This is a genomic window from Allorhizobium sp. GW101-3B10 (assembly GCF_059424725.1).
Window position 1 is genome coordinate 3,019,989 of sequence record NZ_JBWKZR010000001.1, and the last position, 18,726, is coordinate 3,038,714.

The window sequence follows — 18,726 nt, forward strand, 5'->3', positions numbered from 1 at the left end:
GAACAGATGCGATGGGGCTGGCAGTCGACGTGCCTTGGGAGCTGCTTTTGATCGTCGCTCTGGTCGCCTCGATCATGGCGGATCGCCAAGCCTGGCAGAAGCATCCGGTTCTGACTGCATCGGCCGGACTACTCTTCTTCGCGGGCATGTATCCGGGCCTCGACGCCGTCGCCAGGCATTCGGTGTGGCTCCATAGCCTTCAAAGCCTGATGATCCACCATCTCGGCCCTCTTCTCATGCTCTTTGCGGGTATCAATCCCTGTCGTATCATGCCCGGCTCCAGCAGGGTCTTCGGCTCCACGCCAGCCACGATCCTGGTGCTCTTCTCCTTTACGGGCATGACGTTGCTGTGGCTTTCACCCGACCTGCATGTGACGCTGATGGAAAGTGCGGGTCTTTACAGCCTCATGAAGTGGGGCATGGCGCTCAGCGGAATCCTGCTTTGCAACGTCGTCGCCGGCCAAAACAACGCCGTGAGCAGGGATATCCTGCGCGGTGTGGCTTTCAACATCGCCATCGCCGCGCCGCAGACGGCGGCGGGCATCTATCTCATGGTAAGCCCGCCGCTCTACCCCATGCCGGGCTGTATCACGCCGCCTGTGAACTGGCTGCCATTGCTGGATGCCGTGCCGGATCAACGCCTCGGAGGCGGGCTCTTGATCGTAGCCTCCGGCATCTTCTTCTTCGGAGACCTGATGGGGCGCCTGAGGACGGCGCCGGAGGCTTTGGCCGCTCCGACCTGATGGCCTTGGGAGGGGCAACGCGGAAACCCGTCGGCGGATTGGGGCGCCGACGGGAACATTGAAGAACTAGTCAAAACCAACAAAAAAGGGGAATGACGATGAGTGTCATCAACGATGTGTCCGAAGGCTTGGCCCTTCAAAACTATGAGCTGAAACGCTCGATAACGTGGAAAGATGCCTTCTGGGTCGCCAGTGGAGTGCCGGCGCTGGTGCTGTTTTCGATCGGCGGCATCGCCGCGCTCGTGGGCAGCCCGTCATGGGTCTGCTGGACGCTTTCGGTGATCTTTGGTTTCTTCCAGGCGTTCGTCTATGCAGAGATCGCCGGATTGTTTCCCGGAAAATCCGGCGGTGCTTCGGTTTATGGTGCCGCCGCCTGGGTGCGCTATTCGAAGATCATCGCTCCGCTGTCCCTGTGGTCCAACTGGCTCGCCTGGACGCCGGTGCTGACCGTGGGATCCAGCGTTGCTGCGAGCTACATTCTCGCCAATATGTTCCCGTCGACCGCATCGATCATGACGGCGAAGCTGACCATTCTCGATCTGGGAATGCTCAAGGAAGGGCTCGAGGTCCGCATCAACGCCGTTTCGGTCGTCGCCACGATCCTTCTCCTCGGAACCTTTGCGATCCAGCATCGCGGTATCCTCGGAACGGCAAAAGTCCAGACAGTCATCGGGCTGGTCGCTCTGACGCCCCTTCTTCTGATCGGCGTCGTGCCCTTCATCACCGGCGACGTGGTGTCGTCGCATTTCACGCCGTTCGTGCCGCTGAGCGGCGCATGGGATAAGGCAGGGTGGACCCTCTTTCTCGGTGGCATCTATCTGGCGGCCTGGTCGTCCTACGCTTTCGAGACCGCGGTATGCTACACGCGTGAATTCCGCAATCCGGAGACGGACACGTTCAAGGCCATCTTCTGGTCCGGCGTGCTCTGCCTTGTCGCCTTTACGTTTGTTCCGTTGGCCTTCCAGGGCTATCTCGGGCAGGAGGGGATGACGGCGCCCGGAATCGTCGATGGCTCCGGCGTGGCGGCAGTCATGGCCACCATGGCCGGCGGAAGCGGCGTGATCGGCAACATCATCATCGTCATGCTGGTTCTCGCGCTGCTCCTCGGCGTCAGTACCTCGATGGCCGGATCATCGCGCACCCTCTATCAGGGCAGCATCGACGGTTGGCTGCCGCGATACCTCAGCAAGGTCAACGAGCACGGTGCTCCCACCCGGGCGATGTGGACAGACCTGGGGTTCAATGTCGTGCTGTTGACCCTGTCGGATTCGTTGTTCGTGCTCGCGGTCTCGAATATCTGCTATCTCGTCTTCATCTTCCTCAACCTGCAGTCCGGCTGGATTCACCGGATCGACAACGCCCATATCAAGCGCCCGTATCGCTGCCCGAGCTGGATCATGGCGATCGGCGTCACGCTCGGCTTCGTCAACGCCTTCCTGCTGGGAGCAGGTGCAAATGTCTGGGGCGCGGGAACGCTGGTGACCGGGAGCATCGCACTGGCGCTCATTCTTCCGGTGTTCTGGTATCGGCATTACATCGTCGACAAGGGCGTGTTCCCGGCCGAGATGCTGAAGGATTTGCACACCGCTGACGGATTGTTGTCCGCTCCGAAGGCCGGCTGGCTTCCGTTCGGCGCACTCGCTCTCGGCCTTGCCCTCGTCTTCGGAGCAAATGCCTACTTCCATGGCAGCCTGTGGTGACCGCACCCTGAGCGCGGTTGGAACGCCGTAGATAAGGGAGAAGACAGGCGAACCGGGAACCGGTTCGCCTGTTTCAACATCACGGAAGGGTGCCGGTTGTGGAGAAGCGTAGGGTGTCGCGGGCGGAAATGGATAATGGTCATTCGATGACTTGCCCAATCGCGATCGTCAAAACCGGGGAAACGTTTCCCGAAATCAATCGCCGCTTCGGCGATTTCGAGCGCTGGATCCGTGATGGCCTCGGGACCAAGGACGTGGACGTTATCGTTGTGGATCCACGAAATGAGGCCGCGATGCCGGACCCCGCTGTCTTGGCCGGAATTGTCGTCAGTGGATCGCACGCAATGTTGAGCGATGACACAGGCTGGATGCGGTCATTGGCGGCCTGGCTTCGGCAAGCGGTGAGCCGGCGTATCCCGCTCTTGGGGATTTGTTTCGGGCATCAGATATTGGCGCAAGCGATGGCGGGATCGGTCGAAGATCGAGTCTGCGGTGCCGAGCTGGGCACCGTAGAGGTCAGCCTGACCAGCGCCGCTATCGACGATCCTCTGTTTGGCAATTTGACGCCGACTTTTCCGGCCCAGGTCGTGCATTGGCAGTCTGTCGTCGAACTGCCGGAACGTGCCATCGTCCTCGCACATTCCCCGCTTGAACCCTACCAAGCCATTCGTGTCGGTGACTGCGCCTGGGGTGTGCAGTTTCACCCGGAGATGTCGGAAGCGGTCATGCACAGCTATATCGATGCGCTCGCCGAAAGCGTGGCGGTGAACGAGGCGGTCGGTCGCACCGTAAGGCAGGCACTAAAGGACACTCCGGTCGCACGGAGAATCTTGCTCAACTTTCTTGACTATGCCGAGAGAGACCGAGCCGCAAACGGGCAAGACAGGTCATTTCCGTCACCTGAGACGGACGTGACCTCTGCTTCGTTCCGCTGGAGGAAGCCGTGACGTTCACGCCGCTGGCGCGGCCGCGTCGCTTACGGCCTATGTGGCCAAGCGGGCGAAAGATGGCGAGTGGTTGGGACAAGTCGCCTTGACAGAGAGCGATTACTCCAGCGGACCACGAACGACGGGACGAAGGCGGCATGGTCGTTTCGCGGTGGTCTTTCCTGTTTCCGGCATATGGGCCAAAGTCAGGCGGAAATTCCGCTTGTCGCGGCTGTTCGGGTCACCCCAGCCACGTCTCCGTGCCGTGCTATGCCGTGCTCAATTCTCCTTTCTCCGAGCGCTCCTCCTGAACTCGCTTGGTGTCATGCCGAAGGCCGCAGCGAACTGCATGCTGAAATAGCTCCGGCTTAGAAAGCCGCACTTTTCGGCAACACGCGCCATGCCCGCATCGGTTTCGATCAATTGTCTCGCAGCAGACTGCAGGCGAAGACCGCGTAGCATTTCCATCGGACCGGTTTTGAAGCTCGTCGAAAAACGGTGTGCGAACCGAGAGCGACTCATGCCCGCAAGCTCTGCAAGGCTTTCCACCGTGTGCATCGCGCCGGGTTTTTCCAGCATGGCCTTGAGAGCGGGCCAAAGCTTCTGGTCGCCGAGTGCCGCGAGCCAGGATGTGCTCGGATCATTGGCCCCAACCCGCAGACGCAACAGGTTCAGGACTATCTCGAGGAGCAGGGTCTTTATCATCACCCTGCTTCCCAGGCGCGGCTCCTGCAATTCTGCCATGATCAGGTCGAGCCCGCGCATGGCAAGCCTGTCTTCCGACAGGGGTTCGACGATCGGAACCTGCAAAAGGTCGATGACCGCGCCCGCTCCCCGAAAACCCACCGTCAGATGGGCGCACAGCACCACGAGGCCGACCTTCGCGGATCCGTCGGTATCCGCCGAAGCCTGTCGGACGGAGTCCAGGCCAATGCTGGCGGGCTGGAGATAAGTAGCCAGAATTGCTCAAGTTGTTGAGAAGGCGTCCCTTTTTTCTGTGAGAAACGGACGCTGATTTTCAGCGGAAAACTGACCTAAAATGGCCTGCCTGGGAGACATGGATTTTCACATGATTTCAAAGACTTAGAATGATTGCCTTTGATTTCCCTATGCTTTTCCGCCGCGAGCGACCGTGGATACCACCTTTGTGCCCTGGCTTTGGGCTGACGTCAATATGGCGGGAGAGCGGCAATGATTTCCGCGCTACTACACCAGCTTTACGCTGAGGTGGAATGATGCGCGCGACAGCTTTGCGCCCTCATCCTTGCCGTCCAGGGGAGAAGGTCAAGATTCCGAAAGCAGGCCCCACCGGCCTCCAATTTTGGCGTCGTTGCGCTTGAGATAGGAGATGCTCTGGACACGCCCTCCTATGAATCACGTCTCATTGAGAATTGACTGCGCGACGAGGTGACCGTCGCCGATGTCGATGAGACGCGCCTGTTCCGGGGCTTCGCCGACTTTCCACACCGGGCTCGGGATCTCGCCCGCCAGGCGCAGACTGGGCGCCCGTTCGCGGCGAGGGTCTGGGACCGGGACCGCTTCCAGCAGGCGCCTTGTATAGGGATGTTGAGGATTGCCGAATAGCTGCGCGCGCGTTCCCATCTCAACGATCTGGCCGAGATACATCACGGCGACGCGGTCGGAAATGTTCTCAACTACCGCCATGTCATGACTGATGAAGAGGTAGGTGACGCCGCTTTCCTTCTGCAGGTCGCGCAAAAGATCCAGCACCTTCGCCTGAATCGAAACGTCCAGTGCAGCAACGCTTTCGTCGCAGACGATCAGCTTCGGCTTCAGCGCCAGTGCGCGGGCAATGCAGATGCGCTGGCGCTGGCCCCCGGAAAACTGGTGTGGGTAGCGATTGTAGACGCTGGGCGACATCTCGACGCGCTCCAGCAGCTCGCGCACGCGGGCCTTTTGTTCGGCCGGCGTTCCGATCCCGTGGATCACCAGCGGCTCGCGGATCAGCTCGCCAACGGTCATGCGTGCATCGAGCGCCGCCATGGGGTCCTGGAAGACGATCTGAAGATCGCGACGGATCGCCTTGCGCCCCGCAGCGTTGAGATCATGCATAGCCTGGCCGTTGATCTCGATGCGGCCAGCATGTGGCACGAGCCCGACCAGCGCCTTCGCCATGGTCGATTTGCCGCAGCCGGACTCGCCGACAAGCGACAACGTCTCGCCTCGGAAGATCTCGAGCGAGACATGCTCGACTGCATGGACATGCGCAGCAACGCGGCTGAGAAGGCCCTTGCGGATCGGGAACCGCACCGACACATCATCATAACGGACCAGCACGTCGCGGGTTTCCGGCGCCGGCCGAAAGGTCCCGGCGCCGATGCGGGGGACGGCGGCGAGCAGGTCGCGCGTGTACTGTTCTTTCGGGGCATCGAACAGGTCGACCGTCGATGCAGTTTCCACCATCTTGCCCTTGCGCATGACGATGACGCGATCGGCCATCTCGGCGACCACACCCATGTCATGGGTAATCAGGATGACGGCCGTTCCGAGTTCCTTCTGCAGGTCTCTGAGCAGATCGAGCACTTCGCGCTGGACGGTCACGTCCAGCGCCGTCGTCGGCTCGTCGGCAATGAGAACAGCGGGGCGCAGCGCAATCGCCATCGCGATCATCACGCGCTGACGCATGCCGCCTGAAAGTTCGTGCGGGTATTGCTCGAGCCGCTTTTCGGGCTGTGACAGGCGCACCGCCTTGACCGCTTCGAGCGCTCGCGCTCTGGCCTGCGAAACCGATAGTGGCTCGTGCGCGCGGATCGCCTCGACCAATTGGCGGCCGATGCTCATGACGGGATTGAGCGCAGTCATCGGCTCCTGGAAGATCATGGCGATGCGCGCGCCGCGCATCTGCTGCATCTTCTTCTCGGGCAGGGTGGTCAGTTCCGTTTCGCCGAAGCGGATGGAGCCGCCCGTCACCCGAACTGCGGGTGCAGGCAGGAGGCCCATGCAGGCGAGCGACGTGATCGACTTGCCCGAGCCGCTTTCTCCCGCAATCGCAAGCGTCTCGCCACGATGAAGATCGAAGCTCAGTCCGTCGACCAGCGGAATGAGCCCCTGGTGCGAGCGGGCAGAGACTTGCAGGTCGCGAACCGACAAGACCACGTCGGCTGTTGCATCGATCACGGGAGAAAGCATGGCTGCGGTCATTCGAAGACGGCCCTCGGGAAGTAGAAGCTGACCACGACGTTCGGCATGTCGACGATCTCGGAAATGCGAAGATCGCCGCAGGTCGAGACGAGCATGTAGGCGTCGACCGGATCCATCTTCTGCGTCGCTGCGAGAAGATCGACCATGTTGGCGACGGCGTCCCTGGCCGCGGCCCAAAGGTCCGGGCCGATGCCTGTCGTGACCTCATAGCCCTTGGCGTCGAGATGACGCGTGACCGGGCCTGGCGTCGTGAAGCGCGGGGTCTTCAGCGGCTGGTCCTTGATGAGGTCGAGCGTCAGCACGACATCGAACGGGCTTTCGATCGCGGTACCGCAAACCTCGCCATCGCCTTGTGCGGCGTGGGTATCACCAACCGAGAACAGCGCACCTTCGACCTCGACCGGCAGATAGAGCGTCGTTCCGGCGGACAGGTCGCGGATGTCGAGATTGCCACCGACGCGCCGCGGCGGGACAACCGTATGGTGACCCTTTTCGGCCAGCGCATTGCCGATGGTGCCGGCAAAGGGCTTGAGCGGCACGCGGCCGTTCTTGCCGAACAGGGCCGGCTCCATGCTCGTCCCGTCGAACTTCCAGACATTGAGGGCCGGCTCGGTGAACTGATCGGCAAGCAGGCCGAAGCCGGGAATATTTGCCGTCCAGCCAAAGCCGGCGCCGTCGCGAAGCTGGGGCATGAAGCTCTCGATCGTCACCTTCAGCACATCGCCCGGCTTTGCGCCATCGACATAGATCGGACCGGAAACCGGGTTGATCCTGGCAAATTCCAGCGCCATCACGTCCTCGACGGTGGACTGGGGGCCAAGCTGGCCCCCAGAACTGTCAAGGCACTGGAACAGGATCGTCTCGCCCGGTGCAGCCGTCAGCGCAGGGGCAAAGGAATTGTCCCAGCCGAAATGGTGCTGATGGGAGTGGATCGTGTGGTTGCAGTGCTTGCACATGGCTGCATCACTCCTTGATGAAGACGTAGTCGTAGTTGACCGGGATGGATACCGGATCGACATAAAGGGCGTTGTCGCCGCCCATGCGGGCAGACTTCAGCGTGTAGCGCTGTTCGTTGAAGACCGGCGCCCATGGCGCGTCTTCCATCACCTTCATGTTGATTTCGGACCACTTGGCGAGACGCTCGTCGACCTTGGCCGGATCGACGATGGAATCGGCCTCGGCCGCCAGCTTGTCGAGATCTTCATTGCAGTATTTCGACCAGTTCCACCCGCCTTCGACCGTGCCGGCGCAGCCGAGGATCGGGCCATAAAAGTTTGCCGGATCCGGGAAGTCGGCGATCCATGCCATGCCACCCGACCAGATCATCGGAGCGTTGCCGGCACCGCCAGCCTCGATCACGTTGGCCTGGGCCAGCGACTTGATCGATGCGTTGATGCCGACGGCCTTCAGGTCCTGCTGGATCGCCTGGGCGATGCGCGGATTCGGGTCGGTATTCATGACGAACAGCTCGGTCTCGAAGCCGTCTGCGTAACCAGCGTCGGCAAGCAGCTTCTTTGCGCCTTCCTGATCAAACTTGTAGCCGTCATAACCCTTGGTATAGCCCGGCATGGAAGGCGGAAGCGGCTGGGTGGCAGGAACCGCGCGGCCGTTGATGACCTGAACGATGCGATCCTTGTTGATCGCCATGTTGACGGCACGGCGCACCTCGACCTTGTCGAACGGTGCCTTTGTCACGTTCATGGTGATATAGCCGGTGTGCAACTGGCCACCTTCGACCACGAGGCTCTTCTGCGCCTCGTCCTTCATCACTTCGACAAACTTGGCCGGCGGAATGCCGTCGCCCGGAATGTCGACTTCGCCGTTCTGGGCCCGCAGTAGCGCGACGACCGGTTCCTGGCCGACTTCAACCGTGAAGCTGTCGAGATAGGGAACACCCGGGATCCAGTAATCGGCGTTCTTCTCGAACACGAGGCGCTGACCGAGCGTCCATTCGGTGAGCTTGAATGCACCGGTGCCGACTGGCTTCTTGCCAAAGTCTGCGCCAGCTTCCTCGACCGCTTCCTTTGGCACGACAGACGAGAAGTTCAGCGCCATGACGTGGAGGAACGTTGCATCGGGACGCGAAAGCTTGAAGACGACGGTGCTCGCGTCGGGGGCAGAGACACCCGCAACGGTCGCGGCCTTGCCTGCCGCGGCTGCGTCATAGCCGTCGATCATGGAGAAGAAGCCCTGGCCCGGCGACTGGGTGGCGGGATTGATGACGCGGTTGATCGAATAGATGACGTCGTCGGCGACAAGCTCGCGGCCGTTGTGGAACTTGACGCCCGGGCGCAACTTGAAGGTGTAGGTCAGGCCATCCTCGGAAATTTCATAGCTCTGGGCGAGGCCCGGACGCAGATTGGTCGTGCCGGGTTCGTAGTCCATCAGGCCGTCGAAGACCGACTTGATCATCGACCAGTTCTGCCAGTCATAGCCGATGGCAGGATCGAGCGTTGCGACGTCGTCCTTGTAGGTAACGACCATGTTGCCGCCTTGCTTCGGCTCCTGTGCCTGGGCCGGGGCAAAGGCCGGCAGGGCCATGAGGGTTGCGAGCGCAGTTGAAAGGATAAGCTTCTTCATAGGCCTTACTCCTGTTGGTTGACGGTTTCAGCGCAGCTTGATGCGCGGATCGATGAGCGGCGAAATCAGGTCGGCGATCAGGTTGCCGATGACGATGCCGCAGGCTGAGACGAGCGTGACCCCCATGATGATCGGGATGTCGACGCGTTGGATCGCTTGCCAGGCCAATTGGCCGATGCCTGGCCAGCCAAAGACGCTCTCGACAACGACAATGCCGGACATGAACAGGCCGATATCGATCCCGATCATGGCGATGATCGGCAGGATCGCGTTGGGCAGTGCGTGGCCGAGGATGACCTTGCTGCGACCGAGGCCCTTGGCGCGCGCGGTGCGGATGAAATCGGCACGCAGCACATCGACCATCGAGGATCGCATGATGCGCGAGTACCAGCCCGAACCGAGAATGCCGAGTGTCACGGCCGGCAGCACAAGGTGGGCGAACGTGCCGTAGCCGCCAATCGGAAACCAGCCAAGCTTCACCGCAAAGACGAAGAGCAGCAGCAGGGCGACAACGAATTGCGGCGCGGAGACCGTGAGGAAGCTGGTCAGCATCAGGCCGTTGTCGATCGCCTTGCCGCGGTTGAGCGCCGCAATGATGCCGAGCGGTAGGCCGATCAGAAGTTCGCAGCCAATCGCCGCCACCAGCAGCAGCAAGGTTGCCGGCAGACGCGAGAACAGGAGTTCGGCGACTTCGGTCTTCTGCAGATACGAGCGTCCGAAATCGCCCTGAACAAGGTTCCACAGATAGTTGCCGTATTGGACGAGGAACGGCTGGTCGAGACCAAGCTGCTGGCGGATGCTTTCAACCGTCGCAGCCGTTGCGGAACGGCCGGCGATCTGACGGACCGGGTCTGCCGGCAGGACGTAGAGCAGGACGAAGGTGATGAACGAGACGCCGAGCAGGATAAGCGCGGACTGGACGAGGCGTCTCACGATATAGGCAGCCATCAGTCACGCCCCTGTTGTGTCGGATCGAGGATGTCGCGTAGCGCGTCGCCCACCAGGTTGAAGGCGAGCGCAAGCAGCAGGATCGCTACGCCGGGAATGAAGACGAGCCATGGGGCCGACTGGAAGTAGGTCTGGTTCTCGAAAATGATGTTGCCCCAGGATGGCATCGGCGGCTGAACGCCGATGCCCAGGAAGGACAAAGTCGCCTCCAGCAGCACAGTGGTCGAAATGCCGAGCGTGCCCCAGACGATCAGTGTCGGAATGAGATGGGGCAGGATGTGCTTGAAGAGAATGCGGCTGTGACCAGCGCCCAGCGTCTTTTCTGCAGCGATATAGTCACGCTCGGCCAGCGACGAGGTTTGCGTGAAAATTACCCGAGCCGTCTGCACCCAGTTTACGAATGCGATGACCATCGCGACGATCCAGAGCGATGGGGAGAATATCGCTGCAAGGCAGATCGCAAGCAGGAGTGCCGGAAACGCCATCATCAGATCGGTGAAACGCATGAGCACCGCACCGATCACACCACGGAAATAACCCGCGGTGACGCCCACAAGCGTGCCGATCAGCAAAGCGGCTCCATTGGCAACGAGGCCGATCACCAGCGAGGTCTGCGCGCCGTACAGGATGCGCGAGAACAAGTCGCGACCGAGAAGATCGGTGCCGAACCAGAATGCTGCATTGGGCGGCAGCGGCGCGCCCTCGATCGTGAGGCCGTCGAAGAATTGTTCGTAGGGATCGAACGGCGCGAGCCATTTGGCAAAAATCGCGCCGCCGACGCAGATGATAATGATCAGCAGTCCCAGGAGCGCCAGCTTGCGCCGAGCCAGTTGACGCAGCACGGAAGGCCCGCTCTCCGGCACGACCAGGGGTTCAGGCGGGATCGATGCGTCTGCCATCGTCAAGGCCCTTCTCGTTCGAGTAATTTGCCACGAGCCGCTCCGCGGCAATTTCGATCGTCACGCGCCAAGCCATCGCAGTCTGACGCAGAAGGTCATAGGCCTCGGCCTCGGTCTTGCCCTTCATCACGAAGATCATCACGGCGCGCACGATCGTTTGGCGCGCCGAGAGGCGGCTCTGCAGGTCGGAAATCAGGGCCTCGGATGCATTGGCGCGGTCGAAATTGCTGCGGGCGACGAGGAGAGCCGCGTAGACGCCCTTGTCGCTCATCGGTTTGAGGAGCTGCGCGTGAGCGCCCATTTCCATGGCCCACCTCAAGCGGCCCGGCGCTTCCGAGCCGATCAACGCGATCATCGGCATCGGTGATTGGCCGGGTGCCCAGGGAAACTGCTCGTCGTGCCCCATGTCGGCATCGTAAAAGATGAAGTCGGCTGCAATCGCCTCGGAGGGGAGTTCCGGCCATGCCTCGCGCACGTCCAGTCCGATGACGCCAAGCTGGCGAACGAGACCCTGTACTGACGGGTGTGGCCTGTGCAGGATCCAGGCCGTGGCGCCGCCCAGGTTTTCCGTCCTGATGCGCGTCATGACACGACCTTCAGCCGGACGCCCGTCTTTCCGGGTTGCGAGCGTTGTGTCAGGTAGGGATCGGCACGCATGGCCGGCAGACGCTTGATCTCGTCGAAGTGGCCGTTCGTCAGTCTTGCGATGATGGCCGGTTGGCGTGCGTGGAGATGCACGGGGTCGAGCCTCGTGGTGCGGCCGCTGCGCACGGCCAGATGCAGGAGCTCAGCCAAAGGCAGTTCCTCCGCTCCGGGACGTCCTTGCAAGAGCCCTGCCAGTTCGTGCACCGATTGACGCGCCATTTCATGGAACGACCCGCCGGCACCGCCGTCGGGCTCGAACCAGGGCCCTGCCGAGACCAGACCCTCGGCAGCCTTTCCCGCCGCTTCGATCTCGCATTCGGTGAAATTGCACGACAGCACCGTCAGCCCCTCGGCAAACTCCGCTTCCTGCTTCAGTTCGGCCAGACGCGCCAGGAAGGCATAGGAGCTGTCGCCCACCAGCGAGTTCAGTATGAAGCTCGGCTTCAGCGTCCGGATGTCATGGATGATGTGGTCGAGTTCGGTGTCACCGATCGGCAGATACCGATCGCCGAGGATCTGGCCCCCTGCCGCCGAGATCTTCTCCCGCGCGATCTGCGCCATTTCCCAACCCCAGATGTAGTTGGAGCCGACGAGGTAGGCGCAGCCGCCGAGCGCGGGCAGCGCCCAGTCCAGAAGCGGCAGCAGGTGCTGGTTCGGACAAGAGTGCATGTAGGCCACCCGCTCGGATGCCTCGAAGCCCTCGTAGGGCACGGGGTACCACAGAACCCCGTCAAACCGTTCAAGCTCCGGAATGACCTCCTTGCGACTTGCAGATGTGATGCAGCCGAAGATATGGCGTGCCTGGGAACCACGCAGGATTTCACGGCACAGCGGCGCATATCGGTCGAGCCGTCCATCCGGGTCGCGCTCGGTGACCCGGAAGGAAACGTCAATGTTCGGGTCGGCATTCACTTCCTCCACACCACGAAGCACGCCACCGCGGCTTGCGCGGGACAACGCGGCATACATGCCGCTGCGTGAAAGAAGTACGCCTATGTCTACGACCCGCTTCATCGAAACTCCAATACAAAAAACCCCGTCGATGCGCGTTGGGAACGCGATCGAAACGGGGCTCAGGTGCCGGCTATTTATTTCAATCTAAACTCGAAAATTGCAGATTGGAAGCTTAATTACGGGACAGAGCAGGGAAATTGCATAATTGCTTCTCGCCACGCTCTTTCTGCGCAATGTTTGTGCATCTGCTGTCTTTTTTGTCCGATGCGTTTTTAGGAAGTGCGAGGGGTCATGCGATCGACCTCCGCAGCCTGCCTAAAGCTTCGGAGGAGGCCGTTCCCTGTTCGGCGGCAGACACCTTCTTGTGCTAAAAAAGCGGACGGACAGCACGCGGCCTCTTGTCGGTCATCTGACGCCCGCGCAGCGACGTCAGCTTTATGACGCGCTGTGTAGGAGGCCGTGCCCAAGGCGATGTCTGGTTGCAGCAAGCGCGACGGCGTCCTGCATGACCTACAAGTGAGCGCGAAGCAGCAGGACACTTTATCGCCGCCAGACGGCTAGTTCGAAGTCAGACAGCGGAAATAATTGCCGCTTTATCCCTCCTGTTGACTGATGCCCAAAGCCAGGGCACAAAGGTGGCATCCACGGTCGCTCGCGGCAGGAAAACAGAGGGAACTTCAAGGTTTTTTTCTCTAAGCCTTTGAAACTATGTGAGAATCCAGGTTCCCCAGCCAATTCTCCGGAGAATTTCTTGCAAGCTAGCGGAACACCGGAAAAACTCTCAATAATTCAAACGCTTGTGCTGCGGCCAAGTTTGAGCAGACCGCAAAAGGCCGCGGAACGCTGCCATCTTGAGCCTTGAGTCTGCCCTCGCCATTTCCAGATTTACAGTTTGAGAATGCCGCATCGGACGCGGATTGTAGAGCGTCGAATCTGAGGAGCAGCGCGGCTCACAGCGTCGTAATGATTTGCCGCTGGGCGAGCCAATCCGGTGGCATCGGATTGTTCGACAACCACTTGGTGGTCAAGCCCATCGGCTGGTCACCAGTCACGATCGATTGCACGATGGTTGGCGCCAGGAAGGCCAGGTCGATGATCTGCATCACCCGGCGCGTGGAAAGGTTCTCGGTTTTGGCGATCTCTTCGAAGCTTTGACCCTGCTTGATCGCATCGTAATATTGCTGCGCCTTGGCGACGTTGCGGATCAGAACTTCGTCGCGGGATTTGACGGGGCCGGCACCAATGATCAGTTTTGTTTCCACACCCCGCTTCCGGTATTGGAAACCTGTGGTGAAGGTCAGAGCATCCGGGTTGATCCAGTCAAGATGCACTTCAAGCATCTCAGCGATCCACTGGTCGATCAGCACCACATCGATCTTTCCCTGAGTAATCGCCGCTCGATCGATAGATTTCAGCAGCGCTGGCAGATGGTGTTCGGTGTGGGATGCCATTGTCTCAAGCCGACGCTGCACCTGTTCCATCTCACCCACCGACGGGGAAACAGACAGGTCAATCGGAAGGCGATCGATGAGGTGCCGCACAATGGCATTGCCAAGCTGGCTTTCCAGCATCGGCGCCGGAAGCCGCCATCCCCGATCCATTGTCGCTTCATCCTGTTTCTTTCCGCTAATCAGACGGTTGGAGATGTAATAGCGCAGACGCGCGCCATTCTTGTTGGAATGACTCGGTGTGAAGCGGTCGCCGGTGTCGTCGATCAGCTTTCCGGCCAAGGGCGAGATTTTGGTATAGTTGCTGACACCGCGTTGACGGGCCGCCGACGCTGCAAGCTGTTCCTGCACCAGATCCCACGTCGCAGAATCGATGATCGCCGGGTGGTTTCCTTCGTGGGTTAGAGCGCGGTGACGAATGCGCCCGGCATATACCGGGTTGGTCAGGATGTAATAGATATTGGTGACCCCGAATGGCGCCGGGCCGATGACTGACGGCGCGGCGCCGTCTTCACCGTCTTGGGATACACCCGAGCCATCAGGCCGACCTCGACCTCCCTTGGCGTTGCCTTTTCTGCCATTGCTATACTTCTTCGCCCCCAATCTCGGACGGCCTTTGGTGCGCAAGCCAAGGTCACGGGCTGCCTGCCGCACCTCATAGATCGACCCGAGTTGCAGGTAGAGGGCGAAGATGCGCCTCACCGTCTCAGCCTCGTCCTCGACGATCGTTAACGACCGGCCATCCGGTTCGTACACCCAACCCTCATGCTTCTGGCTGGCGATATAGGATGCGCAGGCCTCCCGCTGCGCATCGAGTGAGTTGAACTCCTGGCCTAATCCCTCCTCCGAGGACTTTCGGGTATAGATGGCGCAGCGGACTGTCTTCATGCCCTCGCCAACCCAAAGAACCGAGGTCCAGACCAGATGGTGCCGGTGATCTTTTGCGCGATCGCCGAGAGCGACGCATCGGCCTTGCCGTCCATCACAAAACCATTCTCCGTCACCTCGACCCTGTAGGGTCGGCCGTTCCACTCGCGCACAAGATAGGTGCCGGGCCTCAGCGTCACGGGCGACGGCACCGCCGTTGCACCTTCCCGCGGCTTTCCCGTTTCGTCCTCCTTCAAAATCGACCTGAGGACATGTCGAACCGCTCTCGAATGGCCGCCATAGATCTTGACCTGCGCCTCGAAGGTCAACACGCGGCGCATGAATTCCACCGACACGTATCGTGGAGGCTCGTGACCAAATTGTTTGCGCCAGCGCTTGAGGCAGGCCTCACGGTCGAGAGTCTCAAACTTGGAAAGAGGAGCAGCCGTGACTGGCACCGTCGCGACTATGTTCACGACGCCACCTCCTCCGGCGCAGTCACACTGGTTTGCATCGGCGTCATCAGCCGATAGACCGCTTCACCCGTTTTCGGCGATTTGGATGCCAGGATCTGATGGCCCTGCTTGCGCAATCCCGACAATGCTGCCCGCACCGTATGCGGCTGCCAGCCAAGCCGCTCAACCAGGATCGTAATGCGCACGCCATCAGGCTTTGATATCATCGCGGCGAGCTGATCTTTCTTGGATTTCTTGCCGGCGCGCGCCTGACTACCGGCCTTCGTCGTCTCTGGCTTTACGAACGACTTCGGTGACTTTGCCACGGTGGCCTCAGAAGTGGTCTGGTCTATCGATGATGTCATCATGGTCTCCACGCGGTTGGACCCGGATATCGGGCCTTGCACCGCGTGAAGCCCGACGCTCGGGCTCGGGCATCCGCCGACCAGTGGCTTGCCTCAATGCACTACTGCTTCCTTGCCAACGGAAGTCCAGTCGCAAAGCGATGGGTCAAAATTGTTCGCCAACAATGAACGCCTTGAACGGAATCGAACCGTCGGCTCCCAAGTGCCTTGGCTAAGCCTCTGATTGGCAAGCTGCTACGCACCTGTGCGGCGTGAGCAGAATTCTGGAATCATGATTTCTCAACGTTGGGCTCGCCCTCACCAACCGCCTACTGGGCTTGCGGCGCGCTGACGAATGCCGCAGCAGCCCGGTTGGCAGCATCGATGGCGACGGCGATTTCACTGCCTTTGGCAAGTTCGGCAGCGAGCACGCCGGTAAATTCGTCGCCTGCACCATGCGTGCTGACAAGCTTCACCTTGATCGCGGGCACAGCCAGTTCCCGGCCATCGCCGGTGACACAGGCCACCCCCTCACCCCCGGCCGTCACCACGGCAACAGGATAGGTTTGCGCCAGGCGGCGCGCAGCATCCAACGCGCCGTCGAGCGTGTCGACGACCGGACCCCGGGTGAGTTGCTCGGCTTCGATCTGGTTGACGACAAGTACATCGACAAGCGCCATCAGTTCGGCCGAAAGGTCGCGCGCCGGGGCCGCATTGAGAACGACACGGCCACCAGCCGATCGCGTCGCCCGCGCGGCCGCCACATTCGCGGCATCCGGAATCTCGTTCTGCAAGACGAGAACACCTCCCCTCGAAAAAAGCTCGACCGCCGCATCGACATCGACTTGCCCCAGGGCAAGATTGCTACCGGACACGATAACCGCGCCGTAGTCACCGTCTTGGTCGAAAATTGCCACGCTCATGCCGCTGCCGAGACCCTCGACAATACGAATGAACCGGATGTCAACGTGCCCGCTTGCCTGGTTCGCCACCAGAACGTGTCCGAAATCGTCATCCGCCACAGCGCCGATCATCGCGGTGCTGACGCCGGCCTTGGCCGCCGAGATCGCCTGGTTGCCGCCCTTCCCACCGCATTTCGGCAACCAGCGCTCACCTGTCACGGTCTCGCCCTTGCGCGGGCGTCCAGGACCGTGGACAATAATGTCGTAGTGAAGGCTTCCGAAAACGATGACTTGGGACATGGTTCCCTACACAATCTTGTCTTTACGCTTCGACATGACCGCAGCCATGGTCTTTTGCAGGTTCTTTTCCGCAACCCCGTAATTCCGTTGCGCGACGACAACGAATAAGGCGTCGAGAATATTGAGCTGAGCAATGCGGGCGGCCGCGTTTTCCCCCATCAGCGGCGAGCCCTGCGCCGTTGAACACAGAACGATATCGGCCATCTGTGCCAGCGCGGATGAATTGTAGTTGGTGATCGCGATCGTGCGGGCGCCGTTCTTGCGCGCCAGCTGGATTGCCTCGATCACCGCCGTCGTGTTGCCGGAATGGGAAAAGCCAATGGCGATGTCATCAGGACCTAGCAGCGCTGCCGACATTAGCATCATGTGCGAATCGTCCTGAACACTCGCGCGAATGCCGATTCGCAGGAATTTGTGGGCGACGTCGCGGGCGATTTGGGCCGATCCTCCGACGCCATAGAAATCGCGCTGCCCGGACCGATTAACCAGATCAGCCGCGCGATCGAATGCGTCCATGTCGATGATCGCCAGCGTCTCTTCGAGCGCATTGATCGAGGTGCGAAACACCTTCTGGATGATCTCCCGCGATGTATCCTCCAGCGACAGTTCCTGATGCATTTCAGCGGTCGGCAGCTGGCTGTACTGCGAGACGGCAGACCTGAAGTCGCGATAGCCGGAGAAGCCGAGCTTCTTGGCGATCTTCACCACCATCGCCTCAGAAACCCCGGCTTCCGCCGCGATCTCCTTCAACGCCGTCTCGTCGGTGAAGTTGCGCAAGGCGAACACCGTTTCAACGACCCGCACCTCCAGTGGTGTGAGCAGAGGCATCATCATTCGAATGCGCGGACCAACCGCCTTCAAGTCATTCAGGGAATTCATCCACGACCTCTCGTTACGCGATCGATCATCATCGCAACGAGAATTATAAGGCCGGTCGCCAGCAGTTGATAGAAGGCCTGAACGTTCATCAACGTGAGACCGTTGCGCATGCTGCCAAGGATGATCGCCCCGAGGATCGTGCCTACGACACTGCCCTTGCCACCCATGAGGGAGGCGCCGCCGATCGCAGCGGCCGCGATGGCATCGAGTTCCCAGAGGTTGCCGAGGATGGGCTCGGCAGCGCCCAGGCGACCGATCAGGATCATGGAGGCAAGGGCTGCAAGCGTACCGGAAATTACATAGGCCGTGAGCTTGGTAATCGCGATCGGCACGCCGGCCACATAAGCGGCCTCTTCATTGCCGCCGACAGCCAGCAGATATTCGCCGAGCGGCGTTTTCTTGAGTAGTACCCAGGCAAGAATGGCAACGACGGCTACCATGATGACCGAATTGGGAATGCCCCCGACAGACCCGTTGAACAGCGAGCGGAATGCGGGCGGCAAACCAAAGACCGGGTTGCCGCCGGTATAGATCAGGGCGATGGCGCGATAGGTGCTGAGCGTTCCAAGCGTCACGATGAAGGGCTGAAGTCCGACATAGGCAACGAGAACTCCGTTGACCAGGCCACACACCACGCCAATACCGAGACCAGCCAGAATGGCGAACGGGATCGGCGTGCCGGCGACCAGAAGGGCTGCCGTAATGACGGCGGCAATGGCGGCCGTCGGCCCGACGGAAAGATCAATGCCCCCGGAGATGATGACCAGCGTCATGCCTAGCGCCAGACAGGCATTGATGCTCGACTGCTGCAGGATGTTGACGAGATTCCTCTGCGAAAGGAAATCGGGCACCAGCAGGCCGAAGATGGCGATGATGATGATCAGGCCGATCAAGGTGCCTGCATCACGCAAGGACAGCGATCCCAGCAGTTTCGACCCTGATGCAGCGGCAGTGAGCGTTGAATCGGACATGAC

General features: G+C 60.6%; 17 protein-coding genes. 3 read left to right on the plus strand and 14 right to left on the minus strand.

Annotated elements, in window-relative coordinates; genetic code table 11:
• Positions 1-11: 11 nt before the first annotated feature.
• The 3 genes from AC07Y0_RS15140 to AC07Y0_RS15150 all read left to right on the plus strand — a co-directional run bounded on the left by AC07Y0_RS15140 (position 12) and on the right by AC07Y0_RS15150 (position 3,390).
• Positions 12-743, plus strand: coding sequence for a cytochrome c oxidase assembly protein (locus AC07Y0_RS15140; protein ID WP_498678580.1), 732 nt, complete (start codon positions 12-14; stop codon positions 741-743).
• A gap of 98 nt (positions 744-841) precedes the next feature.
• The gene (locus AC07Y0_RS15145; protein ID WP_498678581.1) at positions 842-2,443 is read left to right on the plus strand and encodes a trimethylamine N-oxide permease; all 1,602 of its coding nucleotides are present in this window, start codon (positions 842-844) and stop codon (positions 2,441-2,443) included.
• A gap of 113 nt (positions 2,444-2,556) precedes the next feature.
• Complete coding sequence (locus tag AC07Y0_RS15150; RefSeq protein WP_498678582.1) at positions 2,557-3,390, plus strand: glutamine amidotransferase; 834 nt, start codon at positions 2,557-2,559, stop codon at positions 3,388-3,390.
• A 258-nt stretch (positions 3,391-3,648) separates the two neighbouring features.
• Here AC07Y0_RS15150 and AC07Y0_RS15155 read toward each other — a convergent pair whose 3' ends face one another.
• The 14 genes from AC07Y0_RS15155 to AC07Y0_RS15220 form a co-directional block, all read right to left on the minus strand.
• Entirely contained in the window at positions 3,649-4,239 is a 591-nt protein-coding gene (locus tag AC07Y0_RS15155) for a helix-turn-helix transcriptional regulator (RefSeq protein ID WP_498678583.1), read from the minus strand.
• A gap of 504 nt (positions 4,240-4,743) precedes the next feature.
• Positions 4,744-6,531: an ABC transporter ATP-binding protein gene (locus tag AC07Y0_RS15160; RefSeq protein WP_498678584.1), complete on the minus strand. Its 1,788-nt coding sequence runs from the start codon at positions 6,529-6,531 to the stop codon at positions 4,744-4,746.
• Positions 6,528-7,487 (minus strand): acetamidase/formamidase family protein, encoded by a 960-nt coding sequence (locus AC07Y0_RS15165; protein WP_498678585.1) that lies wholly within the window; start codon positions 7,485-7,487, stop codon positions 6,528-6,530. The genes AC07Y0_RS15160 and AC07Y0_RS15165 overlap by 4 nt, the downstream gene beginning before the upstream one ends.
• A gap of 7 nt (positions 7,488-7,494) precedes the next feature.
• The gene (locus tag AC07Y0_RS15170; protein WP_498678586.1) at positions 7,495-9,111 is read right to left on the minus strand and encodes an ABC transporter substrate-binding protein; all 1,617 of its coding nucleotides are present in this window, start codon (positions 9,109-9,111) and stop codon (positions 7,495-7,497) included.
• Between the two features lie 27 nt (positions 9,112-9,138).
• Positions 9,139-10,059, minus strand: coding sequence for an ABC transporter permease (locus AC07Y0_RS15175; protein WP_115671824.1), 921 nt, complete (start codon positions 10,057-10,059; stop codon positions 9,139-9,141).
• Entirely contained in the window at positions 10,059-10,958 is a 900-nt protein-coding gene (locus tag AC07Y0_RS15180; RefSeq protein ID WP_498680246.1) for an ABC transporter permease, read from the minus strand. Before AC07Y0_RS15180 ends, AC07Y0_RS15175 begins: the two co-directional genes overlap by 1 nt.
• Positions 10,933-11,544 carry an ANTAR domain-containing response regulator gene (locus AC07Y0_RS15185; RefSeq protein ID WP_115671826.1) on the minus strand — a complete coding sequence of 204 codons (612 nt, stop codon included), beginning with the start codon at positions 11,542-11,544 and terminating at the stop codon, positions 10,933-10,935. The genes AC07Y0_RS15180 and AC07Y0_RS15185 overlap by 26 nt, the downstream gene beginning before the upstream one ends.
• Positions 11,541-12,617: a transporter substrate-binding protein gene (locus AC07Y0_RS15190; RefSeq protein ID WP_498678587.1), complete on the minus strand. Its 1,077-nt coding sequence runs from the start codon at positions 12,615-12,617 to the stop codon at positions 11,541-11,543. The genes AC07Y0_RS15185 and AC07Y0_RS15190 overlap by 4 nt, the downstream gene beginning before the upstream one ends.
• Positions 12,618-13,507: 890 nt before the next feature.
• Positions 13,508-14,893: a recombinase family protein gene (locus AC07Y0_RS15195; RefSeq protein ID WP_498678588.1), complete on the minus strand. Its 1,386-nt coding sequence runs from the start codon at positions 14,891-14,893 to the stop codon at positions 13,508-13,510.
• Positions 14,890-15,348 carry a DUF2924 domain-containing protein gene (locus AC07Y0_RS15200; RefSeq protein ID WP_498678589.1) on the minus strand — a complete coding sequence of 153 codons (459 nt, stop codon included), beginning with the start codon at positions 15,346-15,348 and terminating at the stop codon, positions 14,890-14,892. The genes AC07Y0_RS15195 and AC07Y0_RS15200 overlap by 4 nt, the downstream gene beginning before the upstream one ends.
• Positions 15,345-15,692, minus strand: a complete 348-nt coding sequence (locus tag AC07Y0_RS15205) for a DUF3489 domain-containing protein (RefSeq protein ID WP_498678590.1) — start codon at positions 15,690-15,692, stop codon at positions 15,345-15,347. The genes AC07Y0_RS15200 and AC07Y0_RS15205 overlap by 4 nt, the downstream gene beginning before the upstream one ends.
• 308 nt (positions 15,693-16,000) lie before the next feature.
• Positions 16,001-16,873 (minus strand): ribokinase, encoded by an 873-nt coding sequence (locus tag AC07Y0_RS15210; RefSeq protein WP_498678591.1) that lies wholly within the window; start codon positions 16,871-16,873, stop codon positions 16,001-16,003.
• A 6-nt stretch (positions 16,874-16,879) separates the two neighbouring features.
• Positions 16,880-17,752: a MurR/RpiR family transcriptional regulator gene (locus AC07Y0_RS15215; RefSeq protein WP_498678592.1), complete on the minus strand. Its 873-nt coding sequence runs from the start codon at positions 17,750-17,752 to the stop codon at positions 16,880-16,882.
• Entirely contained in the window at positions 17,749-18,723 is a 975-nt protein-coding gene (locus tag AC07Y0_RS15220) for an ABC transporter permease (RefSeq protein WP_498678593.1), read from the minus strand. Before AC07Y0_RS15220 ends, AC07Y0_RS15215 begins: the two co-directional genes overlap by 4 nt.
• Between the last annotated feature and the right edge of the window lie 3 nt (positions 18,724-18,726).

What these genes read in the sequence shown, in the direction of transcription:
- AC07Y0_RS15195 (WP_498678588.1), bottom strand. Translation starts at nt 14,893, where the DNA reads ATGAAGACAGTCCGCTGCGCCATCTATACCCGAAAGTCCTCGGAGGAG.
- AC07Y0_RS15140 (WP_498678580.1), top strand. Translation starts at nt 12, where the DNA reads ATGGGGCTGGCAGTCGACGTGCCTTGGGAGCTGCTTTTGATCGTCGCT.
- AC07Y0_RS15205 (WP_498678590.1), bottom strand. Translation starts at nt 15,692, where the DNA reads ATGACATCATCGATAGACCAGACCACTTCTGAGGCCACCGTGGCAAAG.
- AC07Y0_RS15185 (WP_115671826.1), bottom strand. Translation starts at nt 11,544, where the DNA reads ATGACGCGCATCAGGACGGAAAACCTGGGCGGCGCCACGGCCTGGATC.
- AC07Y0_RS15210 (WP_498678591.1), bottom strand. Translation starts at nt 16,873, where the DNA reads ATGTCCCAAGTCATCGTTTTCGGAAGCCTTCACTACGACATTATTGTC.
- AC07Y0_RS15175 (WP_115671824.1), bottom strand. Translation starts at nt 10,059, where the DNA reads ATGGCTGCCTATATCGTGAGACGCCTCGTCCAGTCCGCGCTTATCCTG.
- AC07Y0_RS15165 (WP_498678585.1), bottom strand. Translation starts at nt 7,487, where the DNA reads ATGTGCAAGCACTGCAACCACACGATCCACTCCCATCAGCACCATTTC.
- AC07Y0_RS15220 (WP_498678593.1), bottom strand. Translation starts at nt 18,723, where the DNA reads ATGTCCGATTCAACGCTCACTGCCGCTGCATCAGGGTCGAAACTGCTG.
- AC07Y0_RS15190 (WP_498678587.1), bottom strand. Translation starts at nt 12,617, where the DNA reads ATGAAGCGGGTCGTAGACATAGGCGTACTTCTTTCACGCAGCGGCATG.
- AC07Y0_RS15145 (WP_498678581.1), top strand. Translation starts at nt 842, where the DNA reads ATGAGTGTCATCAACGATGTGTCCGAAGGCTTGGCCCTTCAAAACTAT.
- AC07Y0_RS15170 (WP_498678586.1), bottom strand. Translation starts at nt 9,111, where the DNA reads ATGAAGAAGCTTATCCTTTCAACTGCGCTCGCAACCCTCATGGCCCTG.
- AC07Y0_RS15160 (WP_498678584.1), bottom strand. Translation starts at nt 6,531, where the DNA reads ATGACCGCAGCCATGCTTTCTCCCGTGATCGATGCAACAGCCGACGTG.
- AC07Y0_RS15180 (WP_498680246.1), bottom strand. Translation starts at nt 10,958, where the DNA reads ATGGCAGACGCATCGATCCCGCCTGAACCCCTGGTCGTGCCGGAGAGC.
- AC07Y0_RS15215 (WP_498678592.1), bottom strand. Translation starts at nt 17,752, where the DNA reads ATGAATTCCCTGAATGACTTGAAGGCGGTTGGTCCGCGCATTCGAATG.